Raw genomic sequence first — 26,398 nt, 5'->3', positions numbered from 1 at the left:
CCCCCCCCCCCCCCCCCCCCCCCCCCCCCCCCCCCCCCCCCCCCCCCCCCCCCCCCCCCCCCCCGCTCCCACATTGGTCCTGCGGTACTTCAGGGATGGGTTTTCTTGAACACGTAGAACAGGTTCGGCTCGCTGACCAGGTATAACGTGCCCTCGTCATCCATGGCGATCCCCTCGGCCTGCGGCACCCGCTTCTTCAGGCCATGGCGCCCGTTGAGCAGCGACAGGCTGCTCAGCGGGCGACCGTCGATATCCAGCTCCAACACCAGGAAGGACTCATCCGAGAGCGCCAGCAAGTGACCGCTGCGCTCGTCGTATTGCAGGCTCGACAAGTCGCGCACAAACAGCCCGGCGTCACGCTTGGGGTTGTTGATCACATGCACCGAGTAGGTTTTTTCCGGTTTGAAATGCGGGAAGCCGTGGACCTCATAGATCAGCATCGGGTCGCGCTCCTTGGCCACGAACAGCCGCTTGCCGACAGAATCGTAGGCCAGCCCCTCGAAGCCCTTGTTGCCACCCACATGCAGGCCCAGGGTCATTTGCTCCGCATCGGCGGCGTCGAGAAATTTGGTGTCGTCATCCACATGCACCTTGATCAGGCGCTGCTGGCGCTCGTCGCTGATGACATAAATGTTGTCACTGATGAACTCCACCGCCTCGGCATCGCCAAATCCTACCAGCGGGATACGCCGCAAAATCTTGCCTTGAAGGGACAGCTCGATCAGCTCGGCATTTTTATTGGTGACGGTAAACAGGCTTTTGCGCAGCGGATCGTAGGTGAGGGCCGAGACGTCGTCGTCGAGCCCGTCGATCACCTGGGCTTCCAGGACCACCCGGTAATCGGCCAGGCCGATCGAGCGCTCATCGGTCGGCTGGCGCCAGGCCTGCCAGTTGAACCAGGCGCGCTCGAATAGACGAAAATGCTGCGCAACGGCCCCGGCACTGATCAGGGCGATCAGCGCGAGCACGAAGAATAGAGGTTTGGGACGGGCAAGTCGGCGCATCGGGCGAGCTCAAAGTCAAAAGTGGCGAATGAATATCACGCCTGTCTGAATTTAAACTTAAACGCACCCCGGTGTCTGGCGAATGCCGCTGATAGAGAAATATCCGACGTAATTTGTCTGCTATTTCTGTTTTTCGAAACGATAAAACAGATTTGGCTCACTGACCATGTACAACGTGCCGTCCTCGTCCATGGTCACCCCTTCCGCCCGTGGAATGGTTTTTTTCAGCCCGTTGAAACCGCCGAGCAGGGTCATGAAGCTGACTTGCTCGCCCTTTTCATCCAGTTCCAGCAACAGGTGGGAGTCGGCCGAGAGCACCAGCAAGTGCCCGGTACGCGGGTCGATAGCCAGGGCAGAGAGGTTGCGCATGTCCAACTCTTTACTGGCCAGCTTTTGCTTATCGCCCGTCAGGGTCTGGCTGCCATCGCTTTTCCAGGTGAACAACGCCGGCGGACGCTCTTCGCCCAGGATCAGTTGCTGGTTGCGCTTGTCCCAGGTGATGCCTTCGAAGGCCTTGTTCTGGTCTTTGGACGGGCCGAGGTCGTACGTCGGGAAGTCGGCCTTGTTCAATTGCTGGGTGGTCGCGTCGACCTTGACGATGGTGAGCGTGTGCTGGCGCTCATCGACGACCGCCAGCAGGCCATTTTCCATCACTGTCACGCCTTCCGGATTGTCCCAGCCGTTGAGCGGCATCTTGCGCAGCACATCGCCCTGCAGGCTCAGCTCGGCGAGGAAGGGGTTCTTGCCCATCACGGAAAACAGGGTTTTGGTCTGTGGGTTGTAGGAGACGTCCGAAGCTTCGTCCTTCTCCATGCCAGGCAACAACTTGCCATCGATCACCGCATGGTAATCCGGCAGCCACACACTCTCCTGGCGCTCGGCCGGGGTTTCAAAGCGCTCCAGCACCCACAGCAGGCCGCGATCGTCCCAGTGCATGGCCCAGGAAACGCCGTACACGATCGCCCCCGCCAGGAAAAGCCAGGAATACCAGCGCAAGGCAAAGCGAGAACGCGGCTTGGAAGTAGCAGAGGGCAGAGGCACGGCCATTGAACGCTTTTCCGGAAATTCAGCTTTAGGGATTAGCACAGGATCAACGGGCCCGCGCGCTGGAGGCTGAGGATTATCCGGATGGCGTGTGAAAAAAATGCAAAAACTTGAATTTCAGGCTCACACAAACACCTGTGGGAGCCGGGCTTGCCCACGATGAGAGTGGGTCAATCAACACTCAAGCTGACTGACACACCGCCATCGCGGGCAAGCCCGGCTCCCACATTGTTGACCGCGCCTGGTTAGCGAATGCTGCTTTCGAAGCGGTTTACGCCAGTCAGTTCCAGCACCAGCTCATCACCGACATTCAACGGGCCGACGCCGGCCGGGGTGCCGGTGAGGATCACGTCGCCGGCCTGCAGCGAGAAGCAGCCGGCCATGTGCTGGATCATCGGGATGATCGGGTTGAGCATCTGCGAGCTGTTGCCATCCTGGCGCACTTCGCCATTGATGCTCAGGCGGATGCCGATATCGGTGACGTCCGCGAACGTGCTGCCGACCACAAACGGCGCGATCACCGCCGCGCCGTCAAAGGACTTGGCGATTTCCCACGGCAAGCCCTTGGCTTTCAGCTCGGCCTGCTTGTCGCGCAGGGTCAGGTCCAGGGCCGGGGCGAAGCCGGAAATGGCGTCCAGCACTTCTTCACGGCTGGGCTTGGTCGACAGGGGCTTGCCGATCAGCACCGCGATTTCGGCTTCGTAATGCACCGAACCGCGCTCGGTCGGAATGCTGAAACCGCCTTCAAGCGGTACCACGCAGCTGCCCGGCTTGATGAACAGCAGCGGCTCGGTCGGCACCGGGTTGTCCAGTTCCTTGGCATGTTCGGCGTAGTTGCGCCCGATACACACTACTTTACCCACAGGAAAGTGGATGTTGGTGCCGTCGACATACTTGTGCTGGTAGCTCATGGAACGACTCCTTCAGGGCGATTAAACAGCGAAGATCTTGCCGGGGTTCATGATCCCGTTCGGGTCGAACACCGCCTTGACGGCCTTCATGTATTCGATTTCAACCGGCGAACGGCTGTAGGTCAGGTAGTCGCGCTTGGTCATGCCCACGCCATGCTCGGCGGAGATCGAGCCGTTGTACTTCTCGACGGTCTCGAACACCCACTTGTTGACGGTGGCGCACTTGGCGAAGAACTCATCCTTGCTGAGGTTTTCCGGCTTGAGGATGTTCAAGTGCAGGTTGCCGTCGCCGATGTGACCGAACCAGACGATTTCGAAGTCCGGGTAGTGTTCACCGACGATCGCATCAATTTCCTTCAAGAACGCCGGCACTTTGGAGACAGTCACCGAGATATCGTTCTTGTATGGGGTCCAGTGCGAAATCGTCTCGGAGATGTACTCGCGCAGCTTCCACAGGTTATGCAGCTGGGTTTCGCTCTGGCTCATCACGCCGTCCAGCACCCAGCCCTGCTCGACGCAATGCTCGAAGGTTTCCAGCGCATGGTTGGCGACTTCTTCGGTGGTGGCTTCAAATTCCAGCAACGCGTAGAACGGGCACTCGGTGTCGAACGGCGCCGGCACGTCGCCACGGCCCATGACCTTGGCCAGGGCCTTGTCGGAGAAGAATTCGAAGGCCGTCAGGTCCAGCTTGCTCTGGAACGCATGCAGTACCGGCATGATCGAGTCGAAATCGGTAGTACCGAGCACCATGGCGGTGAGGTTTTTCGGCGCCCGGTCCAGGCGCATGGTGGCTTCGACCACAAAGCCCAGGGTGCCTTCGGCGCCGATGAACAGCTGGCGCATGTCGTAGCCGGTGGCGTTCTTGATCAGGTCGCGGTTCAATTCCAGTACGTCGCCCTTGCCGGTGACGACTTTCATGCCGGCCACCCAGTTACGGGTCATGCCGTAGCGAATGACCTTGATCCCGCCGGCATTGGTGCCGATATTGCCGCCAATCTGGCTGGAGCCGGACGACGCGAAGTCCACCGGGTAGTACAAGCCTTTCTCTTCGGCGGCGTTCTGCAATTGCTTGGTAACCACGCCCGGCTGGCACACGGCGGTGCGGTCGGTGAGGTTGAGGTCGAGGATCTGGTTCATGTAGTCGAACGACACCACCACCTCGCCATTCGCCGCCACGGCAGCGGCCGACAGCCCGGTACGACCACCGGACGGCACCAGCGCGACCTTGTGTGCATTGGCCCAACGAACGATAGCCTGCACCTGCTCGATGGTCTTGGGGAACACGATGGCGGTCGGCGCAGGGGCGAAGTGCTTGGTCCAATCCTTGCCGTAAGCCTCGAGGGAGTCGGCATCGGTCAGCACTTTGCCGGGCTCAACCAGGGTCTTTAGCTCATCAATCAGGGCAGGATGGGTCATCGACAGAACTCTCGAACAATTCATGGTCATCCTGAGAACGCTTCACGTCGCAGGAATGAGTGTTTAGCGGGGCGCGTATGCTAGCATACCGCCCCCGCAGGACAGAGCCCAAGGGCGTTTCTGCGGTGACGGCTTTCCTGCCGTCCGGGTCAGCTTAAGCGATCCGATTCCCTGCCATTTTTCTCCGGGATACAGGTTTACGCAGATGAGCAAGACTTCTCTCGATAAGAGCAAGATCAAGTTCCTTCTTCTGGAAGGCGTCCACCCATCGGCCGTCGACGTTCTGAAGGCCGCCGGGTACTCCAGCATTGAGTACATCACCAGTTCTCTGCCGGAAGCCCAGCTCAAGGAAAAGATCGCCGACGCGCACTTTATCGGCATTCGCTCCCGCACTCAGCTGACCGAAGAGATCTTCGACCACGCCAAGAAACTCGTGGCGGTCGGCTGTTTCTGCATCGGCACCAACCAGGTCGACCTCAATGCAGCGCGCGAGCGCGGCATCGCGGTGTTCAACGCCCCGTACTCCAACACCCGTTCCGTCGCGGAACTGGTGCTGGCCGAGGCGATCCTGCTGTTGCGCGGTATCCCTGAGAAGAACGCTTCCTGCCACCGTGGCGGCTGGATCAAGAGCGCAGCCAACTCCTTCGAAATCCGGGGCAAGAAGCTGGGTATCGTCGGTTACGGCTCGATCGGCACCCAACTGTCGGTCCTGGCTGAAGGCCTGGGCATGCAGGTGTTCTTCTACGACACCCTGACCAAGCTGCCGTTGGGCAACGCCACCCAAGTGGCGAGCCTGACGGAGCTGCTGGGCATGTCCGATATCGTCACCCTGCACGTGCCGGAAACCGCTGAGACCCAGTGGATGATCGGCGAGAAGGAAATCCGCGCCATCAAGAAAGGCGGCATCCTGATCAACGCTGCACGCGGCACCGTGGTTGAGCTGGACGCCCTGGCCGACGCGATCAAGGACAAGCACCTGATCGGCGCCGCCATCGACGTGTTCCCGGTGGAGCCACGCTCCAACGACGACATCTTCGAAAGCCCGCTGCGTGGCCTGGACAACGTGATCCTGACCCCGCACATCGGCGGTTCCACCGCTGAAGCCCAAGCCAACATCGGCCTGGAAGTGTCGGAGAAGCTGGTCAAGTACAGCGACAACGGTACGTCGGTGTCCTCCGTCAACTTCCCGGAAGTGGCGCTGCCGGCTCACCCTGGCAAGCACCGTCTGCTGCACATCCACCAGAACATCCCTGGCGTGATGATGGAGATCAACAAGGTCTTCGCGGAAAACGGCATCAACATCTCCGGTCAGTTCCTGCAGACCAACGAGAAGGTTGGCTACGTGGTGATCGACGTCGACGCCGAGTACTCGGACCTGGCACAAGAGAAGCTGCAGCACATCAACGGCACGATTCGTAGCCGCGTGTTGTTCTAACGCTGCAAACGCTGCACAAAAAAATGGGAGACCCGCAGGGGTCTCCCATTTTTTTGTCTGAACAAATCTTACTTGACGTTAACCGTGATGACTTTCGACGCTACAGTCGGGTTGAACTGCATGTGCAGTTTGTCGCCAGCTACGAGTTGCAGCGTGTGCTTGCCAGGAGTGAGGGTCAGTTCGGTTTCGGTCTGGGCCTTGCCGTAGTGAATCACGGTGTCGGTGGCGGGGATCGGCACGCTGGCGTCAGGCAGTTCTTTCTGGTCGACCAGCAGATGGTGGTGGCCGGTACCTGGATCCTGGCTGGTAGCCGGAGCCAGTTTCAGACCTTCCATGCCGAATTTTACGGTGAAGGTTTTATCCACGGTGGCACCGTCTTTTGGCGACACGATAAATACCTTGGCGCCTTCAGGTGGCGCGCTGCGCGGGATACCGTCGGCGGCAGTGGCCAACATCGAAGCACCCAGCAGCAGGCTGGCCAGGGTGGCACGGGACAATAAGGCTTTCATTCGCTTCTCCAGTTTTTCCAGGAAATCTGTTCGGTTATGACAACTTAGCGACAAATTGCTGTCCAAGGCACTCAACACCATAGCAAAGCGATGCTGAACGGCGCCTCGCACATTCGAAATCTCTAGGAGTGACCATGCGCTTTTCGCCTGGCCTGTTACTTTTGCTTCCCCTCATGAGCCCTTTGGCTCACGCCGAACTGGTTGATGATGTATTTGATCGCGGCGAACTGCGCATCGCGCTCGAAGCCAACACCCCGCCGTTCAACTTCAAGGAAGGCGACAAACTCACCGGCTTCGAAGTGGAACTTGGCGAGCAATTGGCCAAGGAAATGGATGTACGCCCCTCGTTCATCACCACAGATGACACCGACCTGCTGCCAGGCGTGGCAACCGGCAAGTACGACGTGGCCATCAACCATATCGCTATGACTGCCGAGCTGCAGGATCGTTTCGATTTCAGCGAGGCTTACCTCGAAAAGCCGCAACTGGCGATTCCCTTCCAAAAGGGCAACCCGGCGTTCAAGGCGAGCCTGGACAAGGCGTTGCAGCGCGTGAAGGCCGATGGCCGATTGAATGCGCTGACCCAGAAGTGGCTGGAACCCCAATTGTAGGAGCCGGCTTGCTGGCGATAGCAGTCACCTCATCTGCAGCTGATTCACCGCGGTCGCCGGCAGCCGGGTCCTACAGGTGATTCAGCGCCTGGGCCGCTTGGGGTAGTTCCAGCTCACTGAACACCTGCACCCCATGCTGCCTGAGCAGCGCCGCGGTCACGCCCTCGCCGCTGACTTTCACACCGGTAAAGCTGCCGTCGTAGGTCAGCAGATTGCCGCAGGATGGGCTATTGGCCTTGAGGATGGCGATGCGGATGTTGTGGCGCTGCACCAGCGCCAGGGCCTGGCGGGCGCCGTCGAGGAAGGCGGCGCTGAAGTCCTCGCCCTCGGCCGTCAGCACCTGGGCGCGCCCTTCCCACACATCGACGCCCTGCCCACCCGCAATCTCGGCCGCCGGGCGCGGCGTGGGCAGGCCACCCGAGACCTCGGGGCAGATCGCAACCACACGGCCTTCGGCCTGCCATGCCGCCAGTTGGTCGAACGGCCCGCTGGCCCCACCGTCATAGCGCACCTTGTGGCCAAGCAGGCAGCGACTGATCAGAATCTTGTGCATGATTAAAACGGCTCGTTGCCCCGCCGGCGAAACCAGCCGGTGAGGGACAGGCGTTCGCGCGTGGCGGGCATGACTTCGTGGGGCACCTCGCCCGACAGGAACACCACCAGGCAACCGCCGGTGGGCACCACATCGTATTCGACGCCGTCCTTGAGGTACATGCGTAACTGGCCACCGTGCTCGGGCAGCCAGGCGTCGTTCAGGTAGATCACTGCCGAGACCATGCGTCGGTCATCGTCACGGAAACGGTCGAGGTGCTTGAGGTAAAACGCCCCCGGCGGGTACATCGCGAAGTGGCTTTCGAAATCTTCCAGACCCAGGAACAGGCTGCGGTTCATCGCCAGGCGCAGGCTGTCCATCAACCCCATATAACGGTCGCAGACCGCCGCATCCCCCTCCTCCAACCACTGGATATGATCACCGCGAATGCCCTCGCGAATCTCCTGGGCCGGCCCGCGACCGACTGCCGCCGGGGCCAATTCACCTTCAGCCGCACGTTTACGGCACTCAGCCGCCAGTTCCAGGGTCAGAGCCTGGGGCAGGAAGCCGTTCTGCTGCGACCAGCCTTTTTCGGCCAGGTCATCAACGATGCGTTGCAGCAGGGGGTGATCGAGGGGTATTTGCATGGCGCGCATAGTATCCATACGCCTGGGAATCCGACAGAGCCGCCGAGCGTCTGAACACACTTTAGTCAGGTGACCGATAGGATTTCTCGACAAATCCTACGCCCGACACGGACAATAGTGGCCGACTGACAGGAGTCCATATGCGTCGTTTGTTTTTTTCCTTGCTGATGTTCTGCGTTTTGCCCGCTTGGGCAGACGGCCATGACCAGTTGTACAAGGTCGCCGGCTGGGCCGAACAACGTGCGCATTTCAATGACGCCCTCAGTGCCGCCCAGCAACGCTACCGCAATAGCCTGCCGCCGGCCGTGTACCAGGCGCTGGTCGACAACAGCAATAAACGCTTTGCCGCCCAGGCCATGGACCAGCGTGCCGAGGCGCAATTGCGCAAGAACCTCGCCGACCCTGCACCTGCCCTGGCGTTTTTCCAATCGCCGCTGGGCCGCAAGATCGTCGCCGCCGAGTTGCTCGCGACCCGCCGTGACCAGTTGGCCAAAAACGCCCAGGGCCTGCCGCACATCGAAGCCGACGCCACTCGCAGCCTGATCATCGGCCACCTGGCGCAAGCCCTGCCGGCACGCGAGGCCGGTGCGGAAGTCAGCCTGGCCATCGCCGGCGTCGCCGCCGACAGCCTCAGCCAGATGATCCCCGGCCTGCTGGGCGGTGGTCAGGCCCAGGGCATGTTGAACGGCCAGCGCGAGCGACTGATGCAACAGATCGGCAATGACTTGAACAATACGCTGCTGTACGTCTACCGGGACTTGTCCGACCCTGAGCTGGAAGAATTCGCCACCTTTGCTGAATCGCCCCAGGGCAAGGCGTATTACCAGGCCGCCCTGGCAGCCATTCGCGCAGGCCTGGCGGTGGGCCAAAGCACTTCCAGCCTGGCCCCCTGATCCTCTGTAGGAGCCGGCTTCAGCTCAGGTGGCGGGTCAGAAAGCTGAAGTACTCCTGGCGAATCTCGGGAATCTCGTTCGCCAGGTGATGCCTGCCACGCGCCAGCATCAATACTTCGGGCTGGTCGAACTTGCCGCGCAGCACCTGCAAGTTGTGCTGCCAGTCCACCGTCATGTCTTCCTCACCTTGCACAATCACCGGTCGCCGTGGGCTGCGCGGCGCGGCTTCGATGCGCTTGATCCAGCGCGCCAGGGCGCCCACCCACGCGGTGGGCAGTTGGCGGGGCTGCAGCGGATCGGCTTCCAGGAACGGCTTGAAGGCCGGGTCATGAGTGTTGTCGCTGAAGCGCCGCGCAATGCCTTTGACGAACGGGCGCAGCAGGTAATAGCTGACCTGCGACCAACCCCACGCACGCGGCCGCACCAGCGGTGACAGCAGGAAGGTCTGGCCCTGTGCCGGGCTGTCGGCGCCGTGGTTGAGCAGGTGATCGACCACCACCGCGCCGCCGGTGCTTTGCCCGAACAAGTGCCAGGGCTGCGGCAATTGCAGGGCCCGAGCCTGCTCGAACAGCGCCTGCACCACGTGCTGGTACACCGCGAAATCGTCGATGCTGGCGCGCGCGCCACTGGATAACCCATGGCCCGGCAAGTCGCAGGCGATGACCACAAAGCCCTGGTCCAACGCCCACTCCACCACATGGCGATACAGGCCCATATGGTCGTAGAACCCGTGGAACATGAACATCGTCGCCACCGGCTGCGGCGGCCACCACACCTGCGCGACCACCGCAAACCCATCGACCTCGAAACGCCCCAGCCGGCTTACCGCCGGCACTTTGCGCGCCGCCAGGTCCAGGCCGTAGAAGCGCTGGTAGACCCGCGCCTCGACGCTGAGCGGTTGCGCATCCACCAGGGGCCGCAAGCTTTCGCGCAGATGATCAGGGTCAAAGGTAACGGGCATAAAGGGTTCCAGACTGACAGCGAAGATGAATATCGAGCTGCGATATTCATCTGTCAGGACAAGCATGGCAAGCTACGCGACCTGCGAGGATAGATCTGAATGCGACAGCCTTACCGTACCGCCCTGTTCGCCAGCCTGATCCTGATCATCTGCGCCGGTGTGCTGTGGGCGGCCTATGACTGGTTCCAGGGCCGCTACCTGCGCGCGTTCAGCGAACACACGGCGGTGTTCTCCGGCGACGCCCTGCGCCTGCCCGCCGAACTCGCCGGCACGGGCCCGATCCGCCTGGTGCACTTCTGGGACCCGGCCTGCCCCTGCAACGTCGGTAACCAGCAGCACCTGGGCGAATTGATTGAGCAGTACGCGCCCCAGGGCGTCGAATTCTATGCCCTGCAAAAACCTGGCAGCCACGGCCGGTTGCCCGACAACCTGCGCAAGATGAAAACCCTGACCGCCCTGCCCGGTGCCGACCAAGTACCGGCCAGCCCTGCGGTGGGCATTTGGGATCGCACCGGCAAGCTTGCGTATTTCGGCCCCTACAGCGAGGGGCTCACGTGCAATTCGAGCAACAGCTTCATCGAGCCGATCCTGAAGGCCCTGGACAGCGGACGTGAAGTGAATGCCACGCACACCCTGGCGGTGGGCTGCTATTGCGCATGGAGCAAAGCGCCAAACTGAACGCAGGCTGTTCAACGGGCAAACTCCAATCACCCGGTCAACCGGCTGCTGTATCGTACGTTTTCGCAGAGAGTGTAAGCGTAGGAATACATGAGCCAGTTAACCATCATCCTCTGGATGCTGAACGTTATCGTCGACACCTCCGGCCAGCTGGCCTTCAAGGCCGCCGCGTCGGCCAGTGCCGAGCATGACGGTATCGCCCACTGGAAACACATGCTCAAGCGCCCGTGGATCTGGCTGGGCGTGATCTGCTACGTCTTCGAATTCGTATTGTGGCTGGCGTTCCTGACGCTGGTGCCGTTGTCGGTCGGGGTGATGCTGGGCTCGATCAACATCGTCGTGATCATGATTGCCGGCCGTTTCCTGTTCAAGGAGAGCCTGAGCAAATGGCGGTTGATCGGCATCATGCTGATCGCCTGTGGCGTGACCGTCGTGGGGTTTGAATGATGAAGCGCTTCTATATCCTCGGTTTCCTCGCGCTGATCGTTTTCGACACATTGGCGCAGGTGAGCTTCAAATTCGCCTCGGTGCACGCCGAGCCGTTGACGATGGACGCCGCGTGGCTGGTGCGCGTGTTTGGCGCACCGTGGATCTACGGCGCGTTCGTGGGCTACATCGGCGCGTTCTTCACCTGGATGACCTTGCTCAAGTACGCGCCGGTGGGCCCGGCGTTCGCGGCGTCTCACCTGGAGCTGATCAGTGTGACGCTGATCTCCGTGTGGCTGTTCGACGACACCCTGACCCTGCCGAAAATCGTCGGCGGCGCGCTGATTATTGCCGGGATCCTGTGCCTGGCGCGTAGCGAAGACAAAGACAGTCAACAGGTCGAGGTCGAGCCGTCGCAGGCGCCCGCCTCATGACCCGCCGGTGGGAAATCCCACCCACCGCAGGCCTGCCCTTGCGCTGGCGGAATTTGCTCAACCTCTCGGGCGACCTGGCCCCGGCGCTGGCCCGTCAATTTTCGCTGCCACTCCCCGCCCTGACCTGCTCCGGCACCGCGGCATTGATTATCGCCCTGCGCGTCTTGCAGCAACGCATGCCCGGCCGCACCCGACTCATCGTGCCGGCCTACACCTGCCCGCTGGTGGCGCTGGCCGCCCACTACTGCCCGCCGCTGCGCGTCGTACCCTGTGATTTGCAGCCCGACAGCATCGACCTGGACGAGCGCCAACTGGCACAGCTATGCGATGAAAGCACCTTGGCCGTGGTGGTCACCCACCTGGCCGGGCGCGTGGCAGATGTCGACGCGGCTAAACGCATTGCCGGCGCTGTCGGCGCGGCGATCATTGAAGACGCCGCGCAAGCCATGGGCGCACTCGACGATGGCCGCAGCGTCGGGCTCAAGGGCGATGTGGGTTTTTTCAGCATGGCGCTGGGCAAGGGGCTGACCACGGCCGAAGGCGGCGTGCTGTTCAGTCGCGACCCGGTGCTGCATCAGGCGCTGCACCGCCACTGCCGGCAGGACCTGCCCTTCAGCCTGCGTTGGGAGCTGCAACGCAGCGCCGAACTGTGGGGCTACGCCCTGCTCTATCAACCACGCGGCCTGCATTACGTGTATGGCAACGCGTTGCGCAAGGCGCTGGCCAATGGGGATGAAGTGGCCGCAGTGGGCGATGACTTTTCGGTCTACGACATCCCGCTGCACCGCCTGGGCGGCTATCGCCAGAAGGTCGGCGCGGCGGCACTGGCTCGCTTGCCGGACCACCTGCAACAAGGCCGCGCCCGCGCTTTGCGCCGTGCAGCGCGCTTGAACGCCCTGCCCGGCGTCACGGTGATCATGGACAGGCCAGGGCAGCAAGGCACCTGGCCGTTCCTGATGGTGGTGATGCCCTCCGCAGACGCCCGCGATGCGGCCATGGCCCGGCTGTGGACCTCAGGCTTGGGCGTGACCCGCCTGTTTATCCAAACCTTGCCGGGCTACGCCGAGGTGCTGCCGCTGTTGCAGCCGGGTGGCGATATCACCCGAGCCCAGGCCTTCGCTGCCCGCACGCTGTCGATCAGCAACAGCCATTGGCTGAGCGATGCGCTGTTCGAGCAGATAGTCGACCAACTCAAGGTTATCGTCGCCAGGCCTGATTGATGTGCGCCACCAGGCGACTGTTCAGCGCGTTCTGCTGCTGTTGCCAGATCTGCACCTGCGCCTCAGGCAAGGCTTCCTGGCCGTCGGACGCACTCAGCCAGCGCTTGAATCGGCTTTCATAGTGGTAGGCCGACACATCGCCGGTGATGTCTGCGCCGATGACCTGGCCCTGGCAAGCGCTGATCAGGTCGGTCAAATGGTGCTCCAGAAACTCACCCTGGTCCCAGTTGGTGTTCACCACCTGCGGGCTCAGCACGTCTTTATCGATGGACAGGTACACCGGCAGCGAGCGGTCAAACTGCGCCAGGAACGCACGCATCAGCTCATCCGGGTTGCCGAAGGCGCGATTGCTGCGACCGGCGCCGATCCAGTTCATCCAACGGGTATCCACGTTGACGCTCCAGTAGGTCAACTTGCGCTTGAGCAGCGGCGACCAGTGATTTTCCCAGGCGTGGCCCAGGCCGATGTCCTGCGAGCCAATGCCGAGTACATGCACATGCTCGACCTGGGGCAAACGGCTGGCCCAGTAGACCCACGAGCCGCAGTGGATACCGAATGGGTAGCGCATGTTGTCCGGGTGATTGTCACAAATGATCAGCTGGAATTTCTGCTGCGTCGGCAGGCGGTTCAGCAACAGTTGGCTGAGGTGGTGATAGTCGCCGCTGCCGGTGAACACACAGCCGTAATCGCTGGGCATCTGCGCGTCCAGGGCCGTTTCCAGCGCATTGAATTGCGCCCAGCGACAGCCAAAACGGATCTTTTCCTGCCAGTCCTGCAGCGCCAGGGTGATCGCGCCGGGAATATCACTGACGGCGCCATCGAAGTCCAGAATCAGCGGGGCTCGATCCAGGTTCATTCGGTTTTCTCCTGGTGCCACTGTCCCTCGCCTTCAAAGTGATGGCGCAATCGCTTGCCGAGCGTGCGCAACAGCGGGTTGCGTATCCACACCAGGTGGCGGGTCAAGGTGAAGTCCGCGCCGAGGCTGGCCTTGACCTGCGGGTCGGTCCAGCCCGCCACATAAAACTTCAGGCCATTGGCCACGGCGTACTCCAGGTTCACGAACCAGCTGACGAAGTACAGGTTGAACTCCAGCGCCTGCGGGTAGTTGAGGCCAATGTACTTGTCGAGCAGCTTGTCGCCCTCCACGTAGCACAGGTTGTAGCCGATCAGTTCATCGCAGTGCCAATAGCAGAACACGCGCCCATTGCTGTCGGCGTCCCTCAGCAGGCTGCTGAAGAACTCAGGGGTGAGCAGGTCGAAATGGATCTCGCTCTGGTCGTACACCGCCCGGTACAGCCCATACAAATGCGCCAGCCAGGCTTCATCGTTGAAGCGCGCATCGCCGGTGTCGAGGATCTCCACGCGCAACGCCTCACGACTGCGCAGCTTGCGTCGGATATTGCGACGCCGGCTGTGGGACAAACGCGCCAGGTACTCATCAATCGTGGTGAAGTTGATCGGCACATACGCCAGCGCCTGGCCCTCGAGGCTGATAAAGCCACGTCGGGCGCAGTCATCGATCAGCGCTTGCGCGTAGCGGTTGTCCGCCTCGCTGAGCAGTGGGGAATTGCACGGCACGTCTTTGACGATGGTGAGTTTGCGCTGCGGCGCACACTCATGTTGCAGCCACTGCGCGAGGTCCTCGGGCGCCACCCCCTGGGGCAGCGGTGAGTATTCACTGACGGTGGTGCCCACGAAGCAGCTGTCGATTCGCAGCCAGCGGTTCCAGAAGCGATAGCCGGGCCAACCGCGCACACGCTTGACGAACGCATCGTCGGCGGTGGTCAGCAGGTCGAACGGGGTAAAGAAATAGGGCAGGCCCTGGTCCGATAGCCGTGCATCAAAACCCACCGGCGGGTGCTGCAAAAAGCGCCCGATCAGTGACTGCGCTTCCAGGCTGCACGCGTAGGCAACCTGGGGACGGCTGGAGTCGGGCATCGGTTGCATGGCGCAAGTCATGGCAAAAAGCTCAAAGATGACAGGTGCAATAATAGCCGCTTCGGAGTGTTCCCCACTTGAACCTCGGCTGTCGGCGAGACGCATCAAGATGCAATACCAGCATTTCCCGCAGTGTCCACCAAACCGATTAGACTCCCTTGACCTTCAAGGTGAATGACTCAAGGACCGTCCATGAAACGCAGCCTGACCGTGCTCGCTATCCTGATTGCCGCCCTCCTGGCCGGCGCCGGCTGGTATGTCTACAGCAAGCAGCCGACCCGCCAGGGCACCGAAACACTGGCGAACCTGCAAGGCACGGTCACCGTGCGCTACGACGACCGTGGCGTGCCACACATTCGCGCCGAGAACGAGACCGACCTGTACCGCGCCCTCGGCTACGTGCATGCCCAGGACCGTCTGTTCCAGATGGAAATCATGCGGCGCCTGGCGCGCGGCGAATTGGCCGAGGTGCTCGGCCCCAAGGTGCTGGAGACCGACAAGCTGTTTCGCAGCCTGCGCATTCGCGACCGTGCTGCCACCTACGTGGCGCAGCTGGACCATGAGTCGGCGCACTGGAAGGCACTGCAAGCCTATCTGGACGGCATCAACCAGTATCAGGACAGCCACGCCAGTCCGATGGAATTCGACGTGCTGGGCATCCCCAAGCGGCCGTTCACCGCGGAAGACACCATCAGCGTCGCCGGGTACATGGCCTACAGCTTTGCCGCGGCCTTTCGTACCGAGCCCTTGCTGACTTACGTACGCGACCAGTTGGGCAGCGACTACCTCAAGGTCTTCGACCTGGACTGGCAACCCAAGGGTGCGCTCAACCTGGCCGACAACGACTGGAAGACCCTCGGCGCCCTCGCCTCCCTGAGCGAGCAGGCCCTGGCGGACAACGGCCTGCCGCAGTTCGAAGGCAGCAACGCCTGGGCCATCAGCGGCAGCCGCACCAAGAGCGGCAAACCGTTGCTGGCGGGTGACCCGCATATCCGCTTCTCGGTGCCTTCGGTGTGGTACGAGGCGCAACTCTCCGCGCCGGGCTTCGAGTTGTACGGTTATCACAACGCGCTGGTGCCGGTGGCCTTCCTGGGGCACAACCTGGACTTCGGCTGGAGCCTGACCATGTTCCAGAACGATGACCTCGACCTGATCGCCGAGAAGGTCAACCCGGACAACGCCAACCAGGTCTGGTACCACGGCCAGTGGGTCGACATGACCCACAGTGAGCAGCAGATCGCCGTAAAGGGCCAGGCGCCCGTGACACTGACGCTGCGCCAGTCGCCCCATGGGCCGATCATCAATGACGTGCTTGGCGAGAACGGCGGCAACACGCCGATCGCCATGTGGTGGGCGTTCCTCGATACCCAGAACCCGATCCTCGAAGGCTTCTACCAGCTCAACCGCGCCGACACCCTGGCCAAGGCGCGCGCGGCGGCGGCCAAGGTCTCGGCGCCGGGGCTGAATATCGTCTGGGCAAATGCCAAGGGTGATATCGGCTGGTGGGCGGCGGCGCAATTGCCGATTCGCCCGGCCGGGGTCAATCCTGGGTTTATTCTCGACGGCAGCACGGCACAGGCCGACAAGCTGGGGTTCTACCCCTTCAGCGCCAACCCCCAGGAAGAAAACCCGGCGCGCGGTTATGTGGTGTCCGCCAACGCCCAGCCGGTGTCGCCCACCGGCATGGAGATCGCCGGTTATTACAACCTCGCCGACCGTGGCCAGCAGTTGAACACGCAGTTGAGCGACAAGAGCGTGAAGTGGGACGTGAACAGCAGCCAGGCGTTGCAGCTCGGCACCACCACCGCCTTCGGCCCACGCCTGCTGGCACCGCTGCTGCCGGTACTGCGTGAAGTGGTCAAGGATCCGGCGCAGCTGAAACTGGTGGAGCAGTTGGCCACGTGGAAAGGCGATTACCCGCTGGACTCCACCAGTGCCACCCTGTTCAACCAGTTCCTGTTCAACCTGGCCGACGCCACCTTCCACCCGAAACTGGGCGATGGCATGTTCAAGACCCTGCTCGGCACCCGCGTGATCGACGCCGCCTTGCCTCGCCTCGCGGCCAGTGCCGACACGCCGTGGTGGGACGGCAAGCGCGCCGACACGGTCAAGCTCGCCTGGGACAACAGCCTCGCGCACCTCAAGGCGACCTTCGGCGATGACCCGAGCCAGTGGCAGTGGGGCAAGGCGCACACCCTCACCCATGGCCACCCGCTGGGCTCGCAGAAGCCGTTGGACCTGATCGTCAACGTCGGCCCCTTCCCGGCACCCGGCACCCACGAAGTGCCGAACAACCAGTCGGCGAACATCGGCCCGGCGCCGTGGCCAGTCACGTACGGCCCGTCGACCCGTCGCCTGATCGACTTCGCCGACGTGGCCCACGCCCTCACCATCAACCCGGTCGGGCAAAGCGGCGTGCCGTTCGACAAGCACTACGGCGACCAGGCAGAAACCTACATCGAAGGGGGCTACGAGCAGGCGCATTTCAGTGACGAGGAAGTCACCGCCAATACGCGCGGCACGTTGAAGCTGCTCCCAGCCAGATAACCGCGATCACTGTGGGAGCTGGCGCATCACCTCGGTTTCAGCGATGGACCGAGGTGCCTGTATCGCAGGCAAGCCAGCTCCCACAGGTAGACCCACGCTCAACCCCCCTTCAAACCGGCGCGGCAAAGTTGAGCCGGAACTGTTGCGGCGTCACGCCGAGCCGGCGGTTGAACACACTGCGCATGTGCTGCGCGTCGCGAAACCCGCATTGGTAGGCGACGGTCTTCAACGGCGCCGGGCTGCTTTCAAGCATCACCCGCGCCGCATCCACCCGCGCCCGCTCGACAAACTCCGCCGGAGTGATCCGCGCTTCACGGGCGAACACCCGCGAGAAGTTGCGCGCGCTCATGTTGGCAGCCTTGGCCAGGTCGGCGATGCCCAGGTCTCCGGTCAGGTTGGCCAGCACGTACAACTGCACCAGCGCCACCGCCGAGGTACTTTCAGCGTGAGGCGTCAGGAACGGGCTGAACTGCGATTGCCCGCCAGAACGCTGGGTGAACACCACCAGGCGCTTGGCCACACTCAAAGCCACCTCCGGGCCGTGGTCCTGGGCCAGCAGGTACAACGACAAATCGATACCCGCCGTGACCCCGGCCGAGGTGTAGAGGTTGCCATCCTGCACATACAGCCGATCGGCCTCGACCTGGGCCGAGGGGCACAACCGCGCCAGGTCGGCGGCATCATTCCAGTGGGTGGTGACGGTCTTGCCCTCCAGCAGTCCAGCGCGGGCCAGCATGAACGCACCATTGCAGATCGAACCATAGCGTTGCGCCCGGCCAGCGGCGGCGCGCAGCCAATCATCGAACGCCGGGCCGAAATCCTCGAACGGCAATTGCGGGCCACCGGCTACCAGCAGCAGGTCATAGGCCTGCAGCGCCTCGCTGTAATGCCGGTGGGCCTGCAATGACAGGCCGTTGGAGGCGGCCATCGTGCCGTGGCCAAAACCGATGACTTCCAGTTGGTAATGATCCGGCGGCGCCAGAAAACGGTTGGCCTCGCAGAACACATCCATGGGGCCGGTCACGTCCAGAGACTGGACGCCGGGGAAGATCAGGATGGCGACGGTTTTGCCCATGGGTGGTAAGCCTTGATTAACTGAATGAACACAAATCCCCTGTGGGAGCGGGCTTGCTCGCGAATACGGTATGTCAGTTGATACAGGTGTTGACTGAATCACCGCATTCGCGAGCAAGCCCGCGCCCACATTTTGATTTTCGCAGGCTTCGATGGATCAATCGCCAGCTACACCCTAGCCGATTTTGTCTTGGCACGATGTGGCAGCACATTGGCCGGGATCGCATCCTCGCCGCGATGGCCCGTTCGCGGGTGCGCGACCACACTGGACCCCTCGGCGCCAACCCCGGCGCTTGCCTGAGGAGAACGACCATGAGCACCACCATCGCCGGCATCAAGATCCCGGACAGCGCTTTGGCCAAGGCCACTACCGAATACATCCGCGACATCGAATCCGACCTGCTCTACCACCACTCCCGCCGGGTATTCCTGTTCGGCGCATTGAGCGGTGAACGCAAACAGCTGGCCTACAACCCGGAGCTGTTGTACGTCGGCGCGATGTTCCACGACCTGGGCCTGGTCGAAGGCCATCGCAGTGACGACGAGCGTTTCGAAGTCGATGGCGCCAATGCCGCCGCCGCGTTCCTCAAGCCCTACGGCCTGAGCGATGACGATATCGAACAAGTGTGGCTGTCGATCGCCCTGCACACTACGCCGGGCGTGCCGCAACACCTGCGCCCGACCGTAGCGCTGGTTACCGCCGGCGTGGAAATGGATGTGCTGGGCATGGACTACGCCGCATTCAGCACTGTGCAGCGCGAAGCAGTGGTGCATGCGCATCCACGGGGTGAAGGGTTCAAGGAGTGCATCATCTGCGCGTTTGCCGACGGCTTGCGCCATCGTCCGCAGACCACGTTTGGCAACGTGAAGACCGATGTGCTGGTGGATCAGGAGCCGGGGTTCAAGCCGATGAATTTTGTCGAGGTGATTCGCAAATCGCCCTGGGTAGCCTAACCCCCAAGGCGAGCCAAACCCTGTGGCGAGGGGGCTTGCCCCCCGTTGGGCCGCGCAGCGGCCCCCTTCGGCCACCGCATTCTTTCAGACAGAATGCGGTATCCGGTTTTGGGGCAGCTGCGCAGCCCAACGGGGGACAAGCCCCCTCACCACAAAGCCCGCACATTTCGACCGCGCCGGGTTTTAGACCGGAGCCGGCGCCCGGCGCTTGTCCGGCTGCTGCCAGCCATCGGCCGCCGCCTCTTCAATCGCCTGCTGGATCGCCTTCTTGCGCAGCTCTTCGGCACGGCGGCTGAAGAACCACACCAGGAAGGTCACCAGCGACACCGCCAGCAGAATCAGGCTGGCCACGGCGTTGATCTCGGGTTTGACCCCCAGGCGTACCGCCGAGAACACTTCCATCGGCAACGTGGTCGATCCCGGGCCCGACACGAAGCTGGCCAGTACCAGGTCATCCAGCGACAGCGCGAAGGACATCATCCCACCCGCCGCCAATGACGGCGCGATCATCGGGATGGTGATCAGGAAGAACACCTTCCACGGCCGCGCGCCGAGGTCCATCGCCGCCTCTTCGATCGACAGGTCCAGCTCCCGCAGACGCGCCGACACCACCACCGCCACGTACGCCGCACAGAAGGTGGTGTGGGCGATCCAGATCGTGACGATGCCACGCTCCTGAGGCCAGCCGATCATCTGCGCCATGGCCACGAACAGCAGCAACAGCGACAGACCGGTGATCACTTCCGGCATCACCAGCGGCGCCGTCACCAGGCCGCCGAACAACGTGCGGCCCTTGAAGTGGCTGATGCGTGTCAGCACGAACGCCGCCAACGTACCCAATGCCACTGCCGCCACCGCCGTGTAGCAGGCGATTTCCAGCGAGCGCATCACCGAGCCCATCAACTGGGTGTTGTCCAGCAGGCCCACGTACCACTTGATCGACCAACCGCCCCACACTGTCACCAGTTTGGATTCGTTGAACGAGTAGATCACCAGGATCAGCATCGGCAGGTAGATAAACAACAACCCCGCCACCAGCATGAAGCTTGAGAAACTGAAGCGCTTCATATTTTGCCCTCCATCTCTTTGGCTTGGCTGCGGTTGAACAGGATGATCGGCACGATCAGGATCGCCAGCATCACCACCGCCAGGGCAGACGCCACCGGCCAGTCACGATTGTTGAAGAATTCTTGCCACAACACTTTACCGATCATCAGGGTTTCCGGGCCGCCCAGCAGTTCCGGAATCACGAACTCGCCCACCACCGGGATAAACACCAGCATGCAGCCGGCGATGATGCCGTTCTTGGACAGCGGCACAGTGATCTTCCAGAAACTGTTGAAGGTGCTCGAACCCAGGTCCGAAGCGGCTTCCAGCAGGCTCTGGTCGTGTTTCACCAGGTTGGCGTACAGCGGCAGGATCATGAACGGCAGGTACGAATAGACCACGCCGATGTACACCGCGATGTTGGTGTTGAGGATCTGCAGCGGCTCGTTGATCAGCCCGATGGACATCAGGAAGCCATTGAGCAGCCCGTTGTTGCTGAGGATGCCCATCCACGCATACACGCGGATCAGGATCGCAGTCCAGGTCGGCATCATGATCAGCAGCACCAGTACGGTCTGCATCTCTTTGCGCGCGCTGGCAATCGCGTAGGCCATCGGGTAGCCGATCAGCAGGCACAGCAGCGTGCTGAAGAACGCCATTTTCAGCGAGCCCAGGTACGCGGCGATGTACAACTCGTCGTCGCCGAGCATCGCGTAGTTGGCCAGGTTGAGCACCAACTGCAGTTTCTGCTCAACGAAGGTGTAGATCTCGGTGTAAGGCGGGATCGCCACGTCGGCTTCGGCAAAGCTGATCTTCAGGACGATGAAGAACGGCAGCATGAAGAACAGGAACAGCCACAGGAAGGGAATGCCAATGACCGCATGACGGCCACTGGGGGTTATTCGTTGCAGGCGGCGCTTGAGCTTCTTCATATTCATGAGCGAAGTACCACGCCGCTGTCGTCTTCCCACCAAACGTAGACCTGGTCACCCCAGGTCGGTCGTTGGCCACGGCGCTCGGCGTTGGCCACGAAGGACTGCACCAGCTTGCCGCTTGGCAGTTCCACGTAGAACACCGAGTGCCCGCCGAGGTAGGCGATGTCGTGCACCTTGCCGCTGGACCAGTTGTGCTCGCAGGTCGGCATTTCGGTGGTGACCAGCAGTTTTTCCGGGCGAATGGCGTAGGTCACCGACTTGTCTTCCACCGACGTGGCGATGCCGTAGCCCACGTAGATATCGCGGTCCAGGTCGGCGCACTTGAGCACCGCGTGGCCTTCGGCGTCATCCACCACCACGGTATCGAAGATGTTGACGTTGCCGATGAACTCGCACACCAGGCGGCTGGTAGGGGTCTCGTAGATGTCGATCGGGCTGCCGATCTGGGCGATCCAGCCCAGGTGCATGATCGCGATGCGCTCGGCCATGGTCATGGCCTCTTCCTGGTCGTGGGTCACCATCACGCAGGTCACGCCGACGCGCTCGATGATCTCGACCAGCTCCAGCTGCATCTGCGAGCGCAGCTTCTTGTCGAGGGCGCCCATCGGCTCATCGAGCAGCAGCAGTTTCGGACGCTTGGCCAGCGAACGCGCCAACGCCACCCGCTGGCGCTGGCCACCGGAGAGCTGGTGCGGCTTGCGCTTGGCGTACTGGCTCATCTGGACCAGCTTGAGCATTTCGGCCACGCGGGCGTCGACCTCGGCCTTGGGGATCTTGTCCTGCTGCAGGCCGAAGGCGATGTTCTGCGCGACGGTCATGTGCGGGAACAGGGCGTAGGACTGGAACATCATGTTGATCGGCCGCTCGTAGGGCGGCATGTCAGTGATGTCTTCGCCGTCGAGGTAGATGCGCCCCTCGGTCGGGCGTTCGAAACCCGCGAGCATGCGCAGCAAGGTGGACTTGCCCGAACCCGAACCGCCGAGCAGGGCGAAGATCTCGCCCTTCTTGATTTCCAGGGACACATCGTCCACGGCAATCGTCTCGTCGAACTTCTTCGTGACCCGGTCGATTTTGACCAGCACCTTTTTCGGTGTCTGGTCGCCCTCGAGGGCTTTCTTATAGGCGCCGGAGGCAACTGCCATTTACGAAACTCCCAGAAAAAAAGAGTGCGGTTCACCCGTGGCGGGCGAACCTTGGATAGTTTGAGCTTTAAGCCTTACTTGCCCGTCTTGACCTTGGTCCAGCTACGGGTCATTAAACGTTGCACTTTCGGGGGTAGCTCGAAGTTGACGAATGTCCGGTCGAGAACCGCCTGCGGTGGGTAAACCGCTTCGTCGGTGCGTATCGATTGCTTCATCAGTTTGTCCGACCCCGGGTTAGGGTTGGCGTAACCGACGTAATCACTGACCTGGGCGATCACCTCAGGTTGCAGCAAATAGTTGATAAAGGCGTGGGCCTCTTTGACGTTGGTCGCATCCTTGGGGATCGCCAGCACGTCAAACCACAGGTTGCCGCCTTCTTTCGGAATCGCGTAGGCGATGTTCACGCCTTTGCCCGCCTCGGCCGCACGCGCCTTGGCCTGGAACACATCACCGGAGAAACCGGCTGCCACGCAGATGTTGCCGTTGGCCAGGTCCGAGATGTATTTGGAAGAATGGAAGTAGGTCACGTAGGGCCGCACTTTCAGCAGCTTCTCTTCGGCCTTCTTGTAGTCCTCGGGGTTGGTGCTGTTGGGGTTCAGGCCCATGTAGTTGAGCACCGCCGGCAGCATTTCATCCGCCGAGTCCATGAACGACACACCGCAGGTCGCCAGCTTCTTCATGTTTTCCGGTTCGAACAGCACGGCCCAGGAATCGATATGGTCGACGCCCAGCACTTCCTTCACTTTATCGACGTTGTAACCAATGCCATTGGTGCCCCACAGGTACGGTACGGAGTACTGGTTGCCCGGGTCGTTCTTTTCCAGGCGCTTGAGCAACACCGGGTCGAGATTGGCGTAGTTCGTCAGCAATGACTTGTCGAGCTTCTGGAACGCCCCGGCCTTGATCTGCTTGCCGAGGAAGTGGTTGGACGGCACTACCACGTCGTAGCCGGTACGCCCGGCGAGCAACTTGCCTTCCAGGGTTTCGTTGGAATCAAACACGTCATACACCGGCTTGATACCGGTGGCCTTTTCGAAGTTGGCCAGGGTGTCCGGGCCGATGTAATCCGACCAGTTATAAACATGCACAGTCGGTGCGGCCTGCACGCTGACAGCCAGCGTGATACCTGCACCTACCAGCAAGGCTTTGCGAAATAAAGAAAATGGCAAGTGGAGGTCCTCTTAAATAGTTGGGCCCAAAGTTGTTGCACGGCAACAAAACCGGCGCGCAACTTACCCTCGATAAACCGATCCGGCAAAACTTTCTGTCATTTAATGTGTGTGAGGGGGACTTGCCCCCAATGGCGGTGTGTCAGCTTGCGCAGATGTTTCTGATACAACGCCATCGGGGGCAAGCCCCCTCCCACAGGTTTTAAGGCTTACTTGCCCGACTTGATCTTGGTCCAGCTGCGTGTCATTTCACGCTGGGTAGCTGCCGGCAAGTCTGCAATGGCGTAGAGCTTGGCCTGCACATCCGCTGGCGGGTAGATGCCCGGGTCGCTGGTGATGTCTTTGTCGACCAGTGCGGTGGCTTTCTCGTTACCGTTCGGGAAACGTACGCTGTCGGTGATCGCCGCCATTACTTTCGGCTCGAGCAGGTAGTTCATGAACTTGTAGGCGGCTTCGACGTTCTCGGCATCTTTAGGGATGGCGACCATGTCATAGAAACTGCCGGCGCCTTCTTTAGGAATGTCGTAGGCAACCTTGACCTTGCCACCGGCTTCAGCCGCGCGGGACTTGGCCTGCTGGATGTCACCCGAGTAACCCACGGCGACGCAGATGTTGCCGTTGGCCAGGTCCGAAATGTACTTGGACGAGTGGAAGTAGCCGATCGAAGGACGCAGCTTGAGGAACAGCTCTTCGGCTTTCTTCAGGTCTTCTTTCTTCTGGGTGTCGGTCGGCAGGCCCAGGTAGTGCAGCGCCACCGGCAGCATTTCGGTTGGCGAGTCGAGGAAGCTCACGCCGCAGCTTTTCAGCTTGGCGATGTTTTCCGGCTTCATCAGCACGTCCCAGGAATCGATCTTGTCGACGCCCAGCGCGGCCTTGACCTTCTCCGGGTTGTAGCCGATGCCGATCGAGCCCCACATGTACGGGAAGGCATGCTTGTTATCCGGGTCGCTGACCGACACGGCTTTGAGCAGGGACTTGTTCAGGTTGCCGTAGTTGGACAGCTTGGACTTGTCCAGCTCCTGGTAGACGCCGGCCTTGATCTGCTTGGCGAGGAAGTTGTTCGACGGTACGACGATGTCGTAGCCGGACTTGCCTGCCAGCAACTTGGCTTCCAGGGTCTCGTTGCTGTCAAAAACGTCGTACACCACTTTAATGCCCGACTCTTTTTCAAAGTTGGCGATGGTGTCCGGTGCAATGTAGTCGGACCAGTTGTAGACGTGCAGCACTTTATCGTCTGCCTGGGCCGCGCCCGCCATTGCGCCCATCAGGGACAAGGCGAGGAGAGTCTTGCCAGCGTTCTTCAAACCTAATGCCTTCATTTGGTGATGCTCCAATTTTTTCTTTTTTGGGCCACAGCTCTTGTGTCTGGCAGCCCTTCGAAAGGGCAACAAAACAGGGCGACAGTCTGGCAAGTTCCGGGGCCGGCTTTCAACCAAAGCCCCGTTTTTATAACAACCCAGACGCAGCGCCCGAAGCCGCTGCGCACTGAGCCTAGCACTTAGCCCTGCAATGCCGCCAAAGTCAGGTCCAGGCACTGCCGCGCCTTGGTCACCAGCTCGTCGATTTCAGCCTTGCTGATCACCAGCGGCGGCGAAATGATCATGGTGTCGCCCACGGCGCGCATGATCAGGCCATTCTCGAAGCAGAACGTGCGGCAGATCATGCCCACACCACGGCCTTCGTAACGCTTGCGCGTCGCCTTGTCCTGCACCAGCTCGATCGCACCGAGCATGCCCACACCGCGAACTTCACCCACCAACGGGTGATCAGCCAGCTCCCTCAAACGCTTTTGCAAATAGGGTGCCGTTTCGTCATGCACACGCTTAACAATTTGTTCATCGCGCATGATGCGGATGTTTTCCAGGGCGACTGCTGCCGCCACCGGGTGACCGGAATAGGTGAAGCCGTGGTTGAAATCGCCGCCTTCGTTCAGCACCGCGACCACTTCGTCGCGCACGATCAGGCCACCCATCGGGATATAGCCCGAGGTCAGGCCCTTGGCGATGGTCATCATGTGCGGCTTGAGGTCATAGAAATCGCTGCCGAACCACTCACCAGTACGGCCGAAACCGCAGATCACTTCATCAGCGATAAACAGGATGTCGTACTTGGCGAGGATTTCCTTGATGCGCGGCCAGTAAGTGGCTGGCGGCACGATCACGCCACCGGCGCCCTGGATCGGCTCGGCAATAAACGCACCCACGTTGTCCACGCCCAGCTCCAGAATCTTTTCTTCCAGCTGGTTGGCCGCCCACACGCCGAACTCTTCCGGGCTCATGTCGCCGCCTTCACCGAACCAGTACGGCTGGGCGATGTGGGTGATGCCCGGGATCGGCAGGTCGCCCTGCTCATGCATATAGGTCATGCCGCCCAGGCTGGCACCGGCCACGGTGGAGCCGTGATAGCCATTCTTGCGCGAGATGATGATTTTCTTGTTCGGCTGGCCCTTGATCGCCCAGTAGTGGCGAACCATGCGCAACATGGTGTCGTTGCCTTCGGAGCCGGAACCGGTGAAGAACACGTGGTTCATGCCGGCGGGGGCGATGTCGGAAATGGCCTTGGCCAGCTCCAGCACCGGCGGGTGAGCGGTCTGGAAGAAGAGGTTGTAGTACGGCAGCTCTTTCATCTGCTTGGCGGCGGCGTCAGCCAGTTCATCGCGACCGTAACCGATCGCCACGCACCACAGGCCGGCCATGCCGTCGAGGATCTTGTTGCCTTCGCTGTCCCACAGGTAAACGCCGTGGGCTTTGGTGATGATCCGTGGGCCTTTCTCTTTCAATTGCTTGAAGTCGCTGAACGGCGCCAGGTGATGATCGCTGCTCAAGGCTTGCCATTCACGGGTTTGCGGGTTGTTGCTGGACATACCAATCT

At 61.4% G+C, this 26,398-nt stretch carries 26 protein-coding genes; 9 read left to right on the top strand and 17 right to left on the bottom strand.

Going from position 1 to position 26,398, the window contains the following annotated elements:
• Positions 1-89: 89 nt before the first annotated feature.
• From AC07SI_RS12465 to AC07SI_RS12450, 4 genes are all read right to left on the bottom strand, one after another.
• Positions 90-1,004, bottom strand: a complete 915-nt coding sequence (locus AC07SI_RS12465) for an SdiA-regulated domain-containing protein (protein ID WP_120450385.1) — start codon at positions 1,002-1,004, stop codon at positions 90-92.
• Between the two features lie 120 nt (positions 1,005-1,124).
• Positions 1,125-2,051, bottom strand: a complete 927-nt coding sequence (locus tag AC07SI_RS12460; protein WP_065902248.1) for an SdiA-regulated domain-containing protein — start codon at positions 2,049-2,051, stop codon at positions 1,125-1,127.
• 242 nt (positions 2,052-2,293) lie between these two features.
• Positions 2,294-2,959: a fumarylacetoacetate hydrolase family protein gene (locus AC07SI_RS12455; protein ID WP_495005802.1), complete on the bottom strand. Its 666-nt coding sequence runs from the start codon at positions 2,957-2,959 to the stop codon at positions 2,294-2,296.
• Between the two features lie 21 nt (positions 2,960-2,980).
• Complete coding sequence (locus tag AC07SI_RS12450; RefSeq protein WP_065902256.1) at positions 2,981-4,375, bottom strand: FAD-binding oxidoreductase; 1,395 nt, start codon at positions 4,373-4,375, stop codon at positions 2,981-2,983.
• A 205-nt stretch (positions 4,376-4,580) separates the two neighbouring features.
• On the opposite strand from AC07SI_RS12450, the gene serA reads away from it, so the two are divergent.
• Complete coding sequence (serA, locus tag AC07SI_RS12445; protein ID WP_065902258.1) at positions 4,581-5,810, top strand: phosphoglycerate dehydrogenase; 1,230 nt, start codon at positions 4,581-4,583, stop codon at positions 5,808-5,810.
• Between the two features lie 68 nt (positions 5,811-5,878).
• Here serA and AC07SI_RS12440 read toward each other — a convergent pair whose 3' ends face one another.
• Positions 5,879-6,319, bottom strand: a complete 441-nt coding sequence (locus tag AC07SI_RS12440; RefSeq protein WP_065902261.1) for a DUF4399 domain-containing protein — start codon at positions 6,317-6,319, stop codon at positions 5,879-5,881.
• 134 nt (positions 6,320-6,453) lie between these two features.
• Between AC07SI_RS12440 and AC07SI_RS12435 the strand changes: the two genes are divergently transcribed.
• Positions 6,454-6,930, top strand: coding sequence for a transporter substrate-binding domain-containing protein (locus AC07SI_RS12435; RefSeq protein ID WP_065902263.1), 477 nt, complete (start codon positions 6,454-6,456; stop codon positions 6,928-6,930).
• 70 nt (positions 6,931-7,000) lie between these two features.
• Here AC07SI_RS12435 and AC07SI_RS12430 read toward each other — a convergent pair whose 3' ends face one another.
• The gene (locus AC07SI_RS12430) at positions 7,001-7,483 is read right to left on the bottom strand and encodes a 2-thiouracil desulfurase family protein (RefSeq protein ID WP_201146085.1); all 483 of its coding nucleotides are present in this window, start codon (positions 7,481-7,483) and stop codon (positions 7,001-7,003) included.
• Between the two features lie 2 nt (positions 7,484-7,485).
• On the bottom strand, positions 7,486-8,118 hold the full coding sequence (locus AC07SI_RS12425) for a 2OG-Fe(II) oxygenase (protein WP_065902265.1): 633 nt from the start codon (positions 8,116-8,118) through the stop codon (positions 7,486-7,488).
• A 131-nt stretch (positions 8,119-8,249) separates the two neighbouring features.
• Here AC07SI_RS12425 and AC07SI_RS12420 point away from each other — a divergent pair, with 131 nt between their 5' ends.
• Complete coding sequence (locus tag AC07SI_RS12420; RefSeq protein ID WP_065902266.1) at positions 8,250-9,002, top strand: DUF2059 domain-containing protein; 753 nt, start codon at positions 8,250-8,252, stop codon at positions 9,000-9,002.
• Between the two features lie 19 nt (positions 9,003-9,021).
• On the opposite strand, the gene bipL is transcribed toward AC07SI_RS12420, so the two are convergent.
• On the bottom strand, positions 9,022-9,963 hold the full coding sequence (gene bipL, locus AC07SI_RS12415) for a phospholipase BipL (protein ID WP_495005801.1): 942 nt from the start codon (positions 9,961-9,963) through the stop codon (positions 9,022-9,024).
• Positions 9,964-10,062: 99 nt separating this feature from the next.
• Here bipL and AC07SI_RS12410 point away from each other — a divergent pair, with 99 nt between their 5' ends.
• From AC07SI_RS12410 to AC07SI_RS12395, 4 genes are all read left to right on the top strand, one after another.
• A complete protein-coding gene (locus AC07SI_RS12410; protein WP_201146087.1) occupies positions 10,063-10,641 on the top strand; it encodes a DUF6436 domain-containing protein in 579 nt (192 codons plus the stop codon).
• A gap of 90 nt (positions 10,642-10,731) precedes the next feature.
• Positions 10,732-11,088: an EamA family transporter gene (locus AC07SI_RS12405; RefSeq protein ID WP_065902270.1), complete on the top strand. Its 357-nt coding sequence runs from the start codon at positions 10,732-10,734 to the stop codon at positions 11,086-11,088.
• Positions 11,088-11,501, top strand: a complete 414-nt coding sequence (locus AC07SI_RS12400) for a DMT family transporter (protein ID WP_065902272.1) — start codon at positions 11,088-11,090, stop codon at positions 11,499-11,501. Before AC07SI_RS12405 ends, AC07SI_RS12400 begins: the two co-directional genes overlap by 1 nt.
• The gene (locus AC07SI_RS12395; protein WP_495005800.1) at positions 11,498-12,721 is read left to right on the top strand and encodes a DegT/DnrJ/EryC1/StrS family aminotransferase; all 1,224 of its coding nucleotides are present in this window, start codon (positions 11,498-11,500) and stop codon (positions 12,719-12,721) included. Before AC07SI_RS12400 ends, AC07SI_RS12395 begins: the two co-directional genes overlap by 4 nt.
• Here the strand turns inward: AC07SI_RS12395 and AC07SI_RS12390 are convergent.
• On the bottom strand, positions 12,699-13,577 hold the full coding sequence (locus AC07SI_RS12390) for a hypothetical protein (protein ID WP_495005799.1): 879 nt from the start codon (positions 13,575-13,577) through the stop codon (positions 12,699-12,701). The two genes, AC07SI_RS12395 and AC07SI_RS12390, sit on opposite strands and share 23 nt — an antisense overlap.
• Entirely contained in the window at positions 13,574-14,680 is a 1,107-nt protein-coding gene (locus AC07SI_RS12385) for a GNAT family N-acetyltransferase (protein ID WP_083221347.1), read from the bottom strand. Before AC07SI_RS12385 ends, AC07SI_RS12390 begins: the two co-directional genes overlap by 4 nt.
• 171 nt (positions 14,681-14,851) lie before the next feature.
• Between AC07SI_RS12385 and AC07SI_RS12380 the strand changes: the two genes are divergently transcribed.
• The gene (locus tag AC07SI_RS12380; protein ID WP_495005798.1) at positions 14,852-17,206 is read left to right on the top strand and encodes a penicillin acylase family protein; all 2,355 of its coding nucleotides are present in this window, start codon (positions 14,852-14,854) and stop codon (positions 17,204-17,206) included.
• 109 nt (positions 17,207-17,315) lie between these two features.
• Here the strand turns inward: AC07SI_RS12380 and AC07SI_RS12375 are convergent, their stop codons facing one another.
• Positions 17,316-18,281 carry a GlxA family transcriptional regulator gene (locus AC07SI_RS12375; RefSeq protein WP_282397926.1) on the bottom strand — a complete coding sequence of 322 codons (966 nt, stop codon included), beginning with the start codon at positions 18,279-18,281 and terminating at the stop codon, positions 17,316-17,318.
• Between the two features lie 311 nt (positions 18,282-18,592).
• Here AC07SI_RS12375 and AC07SI_RS12370 point away from each other — a divergent pair, with 311 nt between their 5' ends.
• A complete protein-coding gene (locus AC07SI_RS12370) occupies positions 18,593-19,234 on the top strand; it encodes an HD domain-containing protein (RefSeq protein WP_065902282.1) in 642 nt (213 codons plus the stop codon).
• Between the two features lie 183 nt (positions 19,235-19,417).
• On the opposite strand, the gene AC07SI_RS12365 is transcribed toward AC07SI_RS12370, so the two are convergent.
• The 6 genes from AC07SI_RS12365 to AC07SI_RS12340 form a co-directional block, all read right to left on the bottom strand.
• A complete protein-coding gene (locus tag AC07SI_RS12365) occupies positions 19,418-20,302 on the bottom strand; it encodes an ABC transporter permease subunit (protein ID WP_065902284.1) in 885 nt (294 codons plus the stop codon).
• Positions 20,299-21,219, bottom strand: coding sequence for an ABC transporter permease subunit (locus tag AC07SI_RS12360; RefSeq protein WP_065902286.1), 921 nt, complete (start codon positions 21,217-21,219; stop codon positions 20,299-20,301). The genes AC07SI_RS12365 and AC07SI_RS12360 overlap by 4 nt, the downstream gene beginning before the upstream one ends.
• Entirely contained in the window at positions 21,216-22,358 is a 1,143-nt protein-coding gene (locus AC07SI_RS12355) for an ABC transporter ATP-binding protein (protein ID WP_065902288.1), read from the bottom strand. The genes AC07SI_RS12360 and AC07SI_RS12355 overlap by 4 nt, the downstream gene beginning before the upstream one ends.
• Before the next feature lie 74 nt (positions 22,359-22,432).
• The gene (locus AC07SI_RS12350) at positions 22,433-23,527 is read right to left on the bottom strand and encodes a polyamine ABC transporter substrate-binding protein (protein ID WP_106802349.1); all 1,095 of its coding nucleotides are present in this window, start codon (positions 23,525-23,527) and stop codon (positions 22,433-22,435) included.
• A gap of 209 nt (positions 23,528-23,736) precedes the next feature.
• Positions 23,737-24,831 (bottom strand): polyamine ABC transporter substrate-binding protein, encoded by a 1,095-nt coding sequence (locus tag AC07SI_RS12345; RefSeq protein ID WP_065902887.1) that lies wholly within the window; start codon positions 24,829-24,831, stop codon positions 23,737-23,739.
• A gap of 194 nt (positions 24,832-25,025) precedes the next feature.
• Complete coding sequence (locus AC07SI_RS12340; RefSeq protein WP_495005797.1) at positions 25,026-26,390, bottom strand: aspartate aminotransferase family protein; 1,365 nt, start codon at positions 26,388-26,390, stop codon at positions 25,026-25,028.
• Positions 26,391-26,398 lie beyond the last annotated feature (8 nt).

Source organism: Pseudomonas sp. GW821-FHT05D12, assembly GCF_059419825.1.
This window is presented reverse-complemented; position numbering and strand designations above follow the sequence as displayed.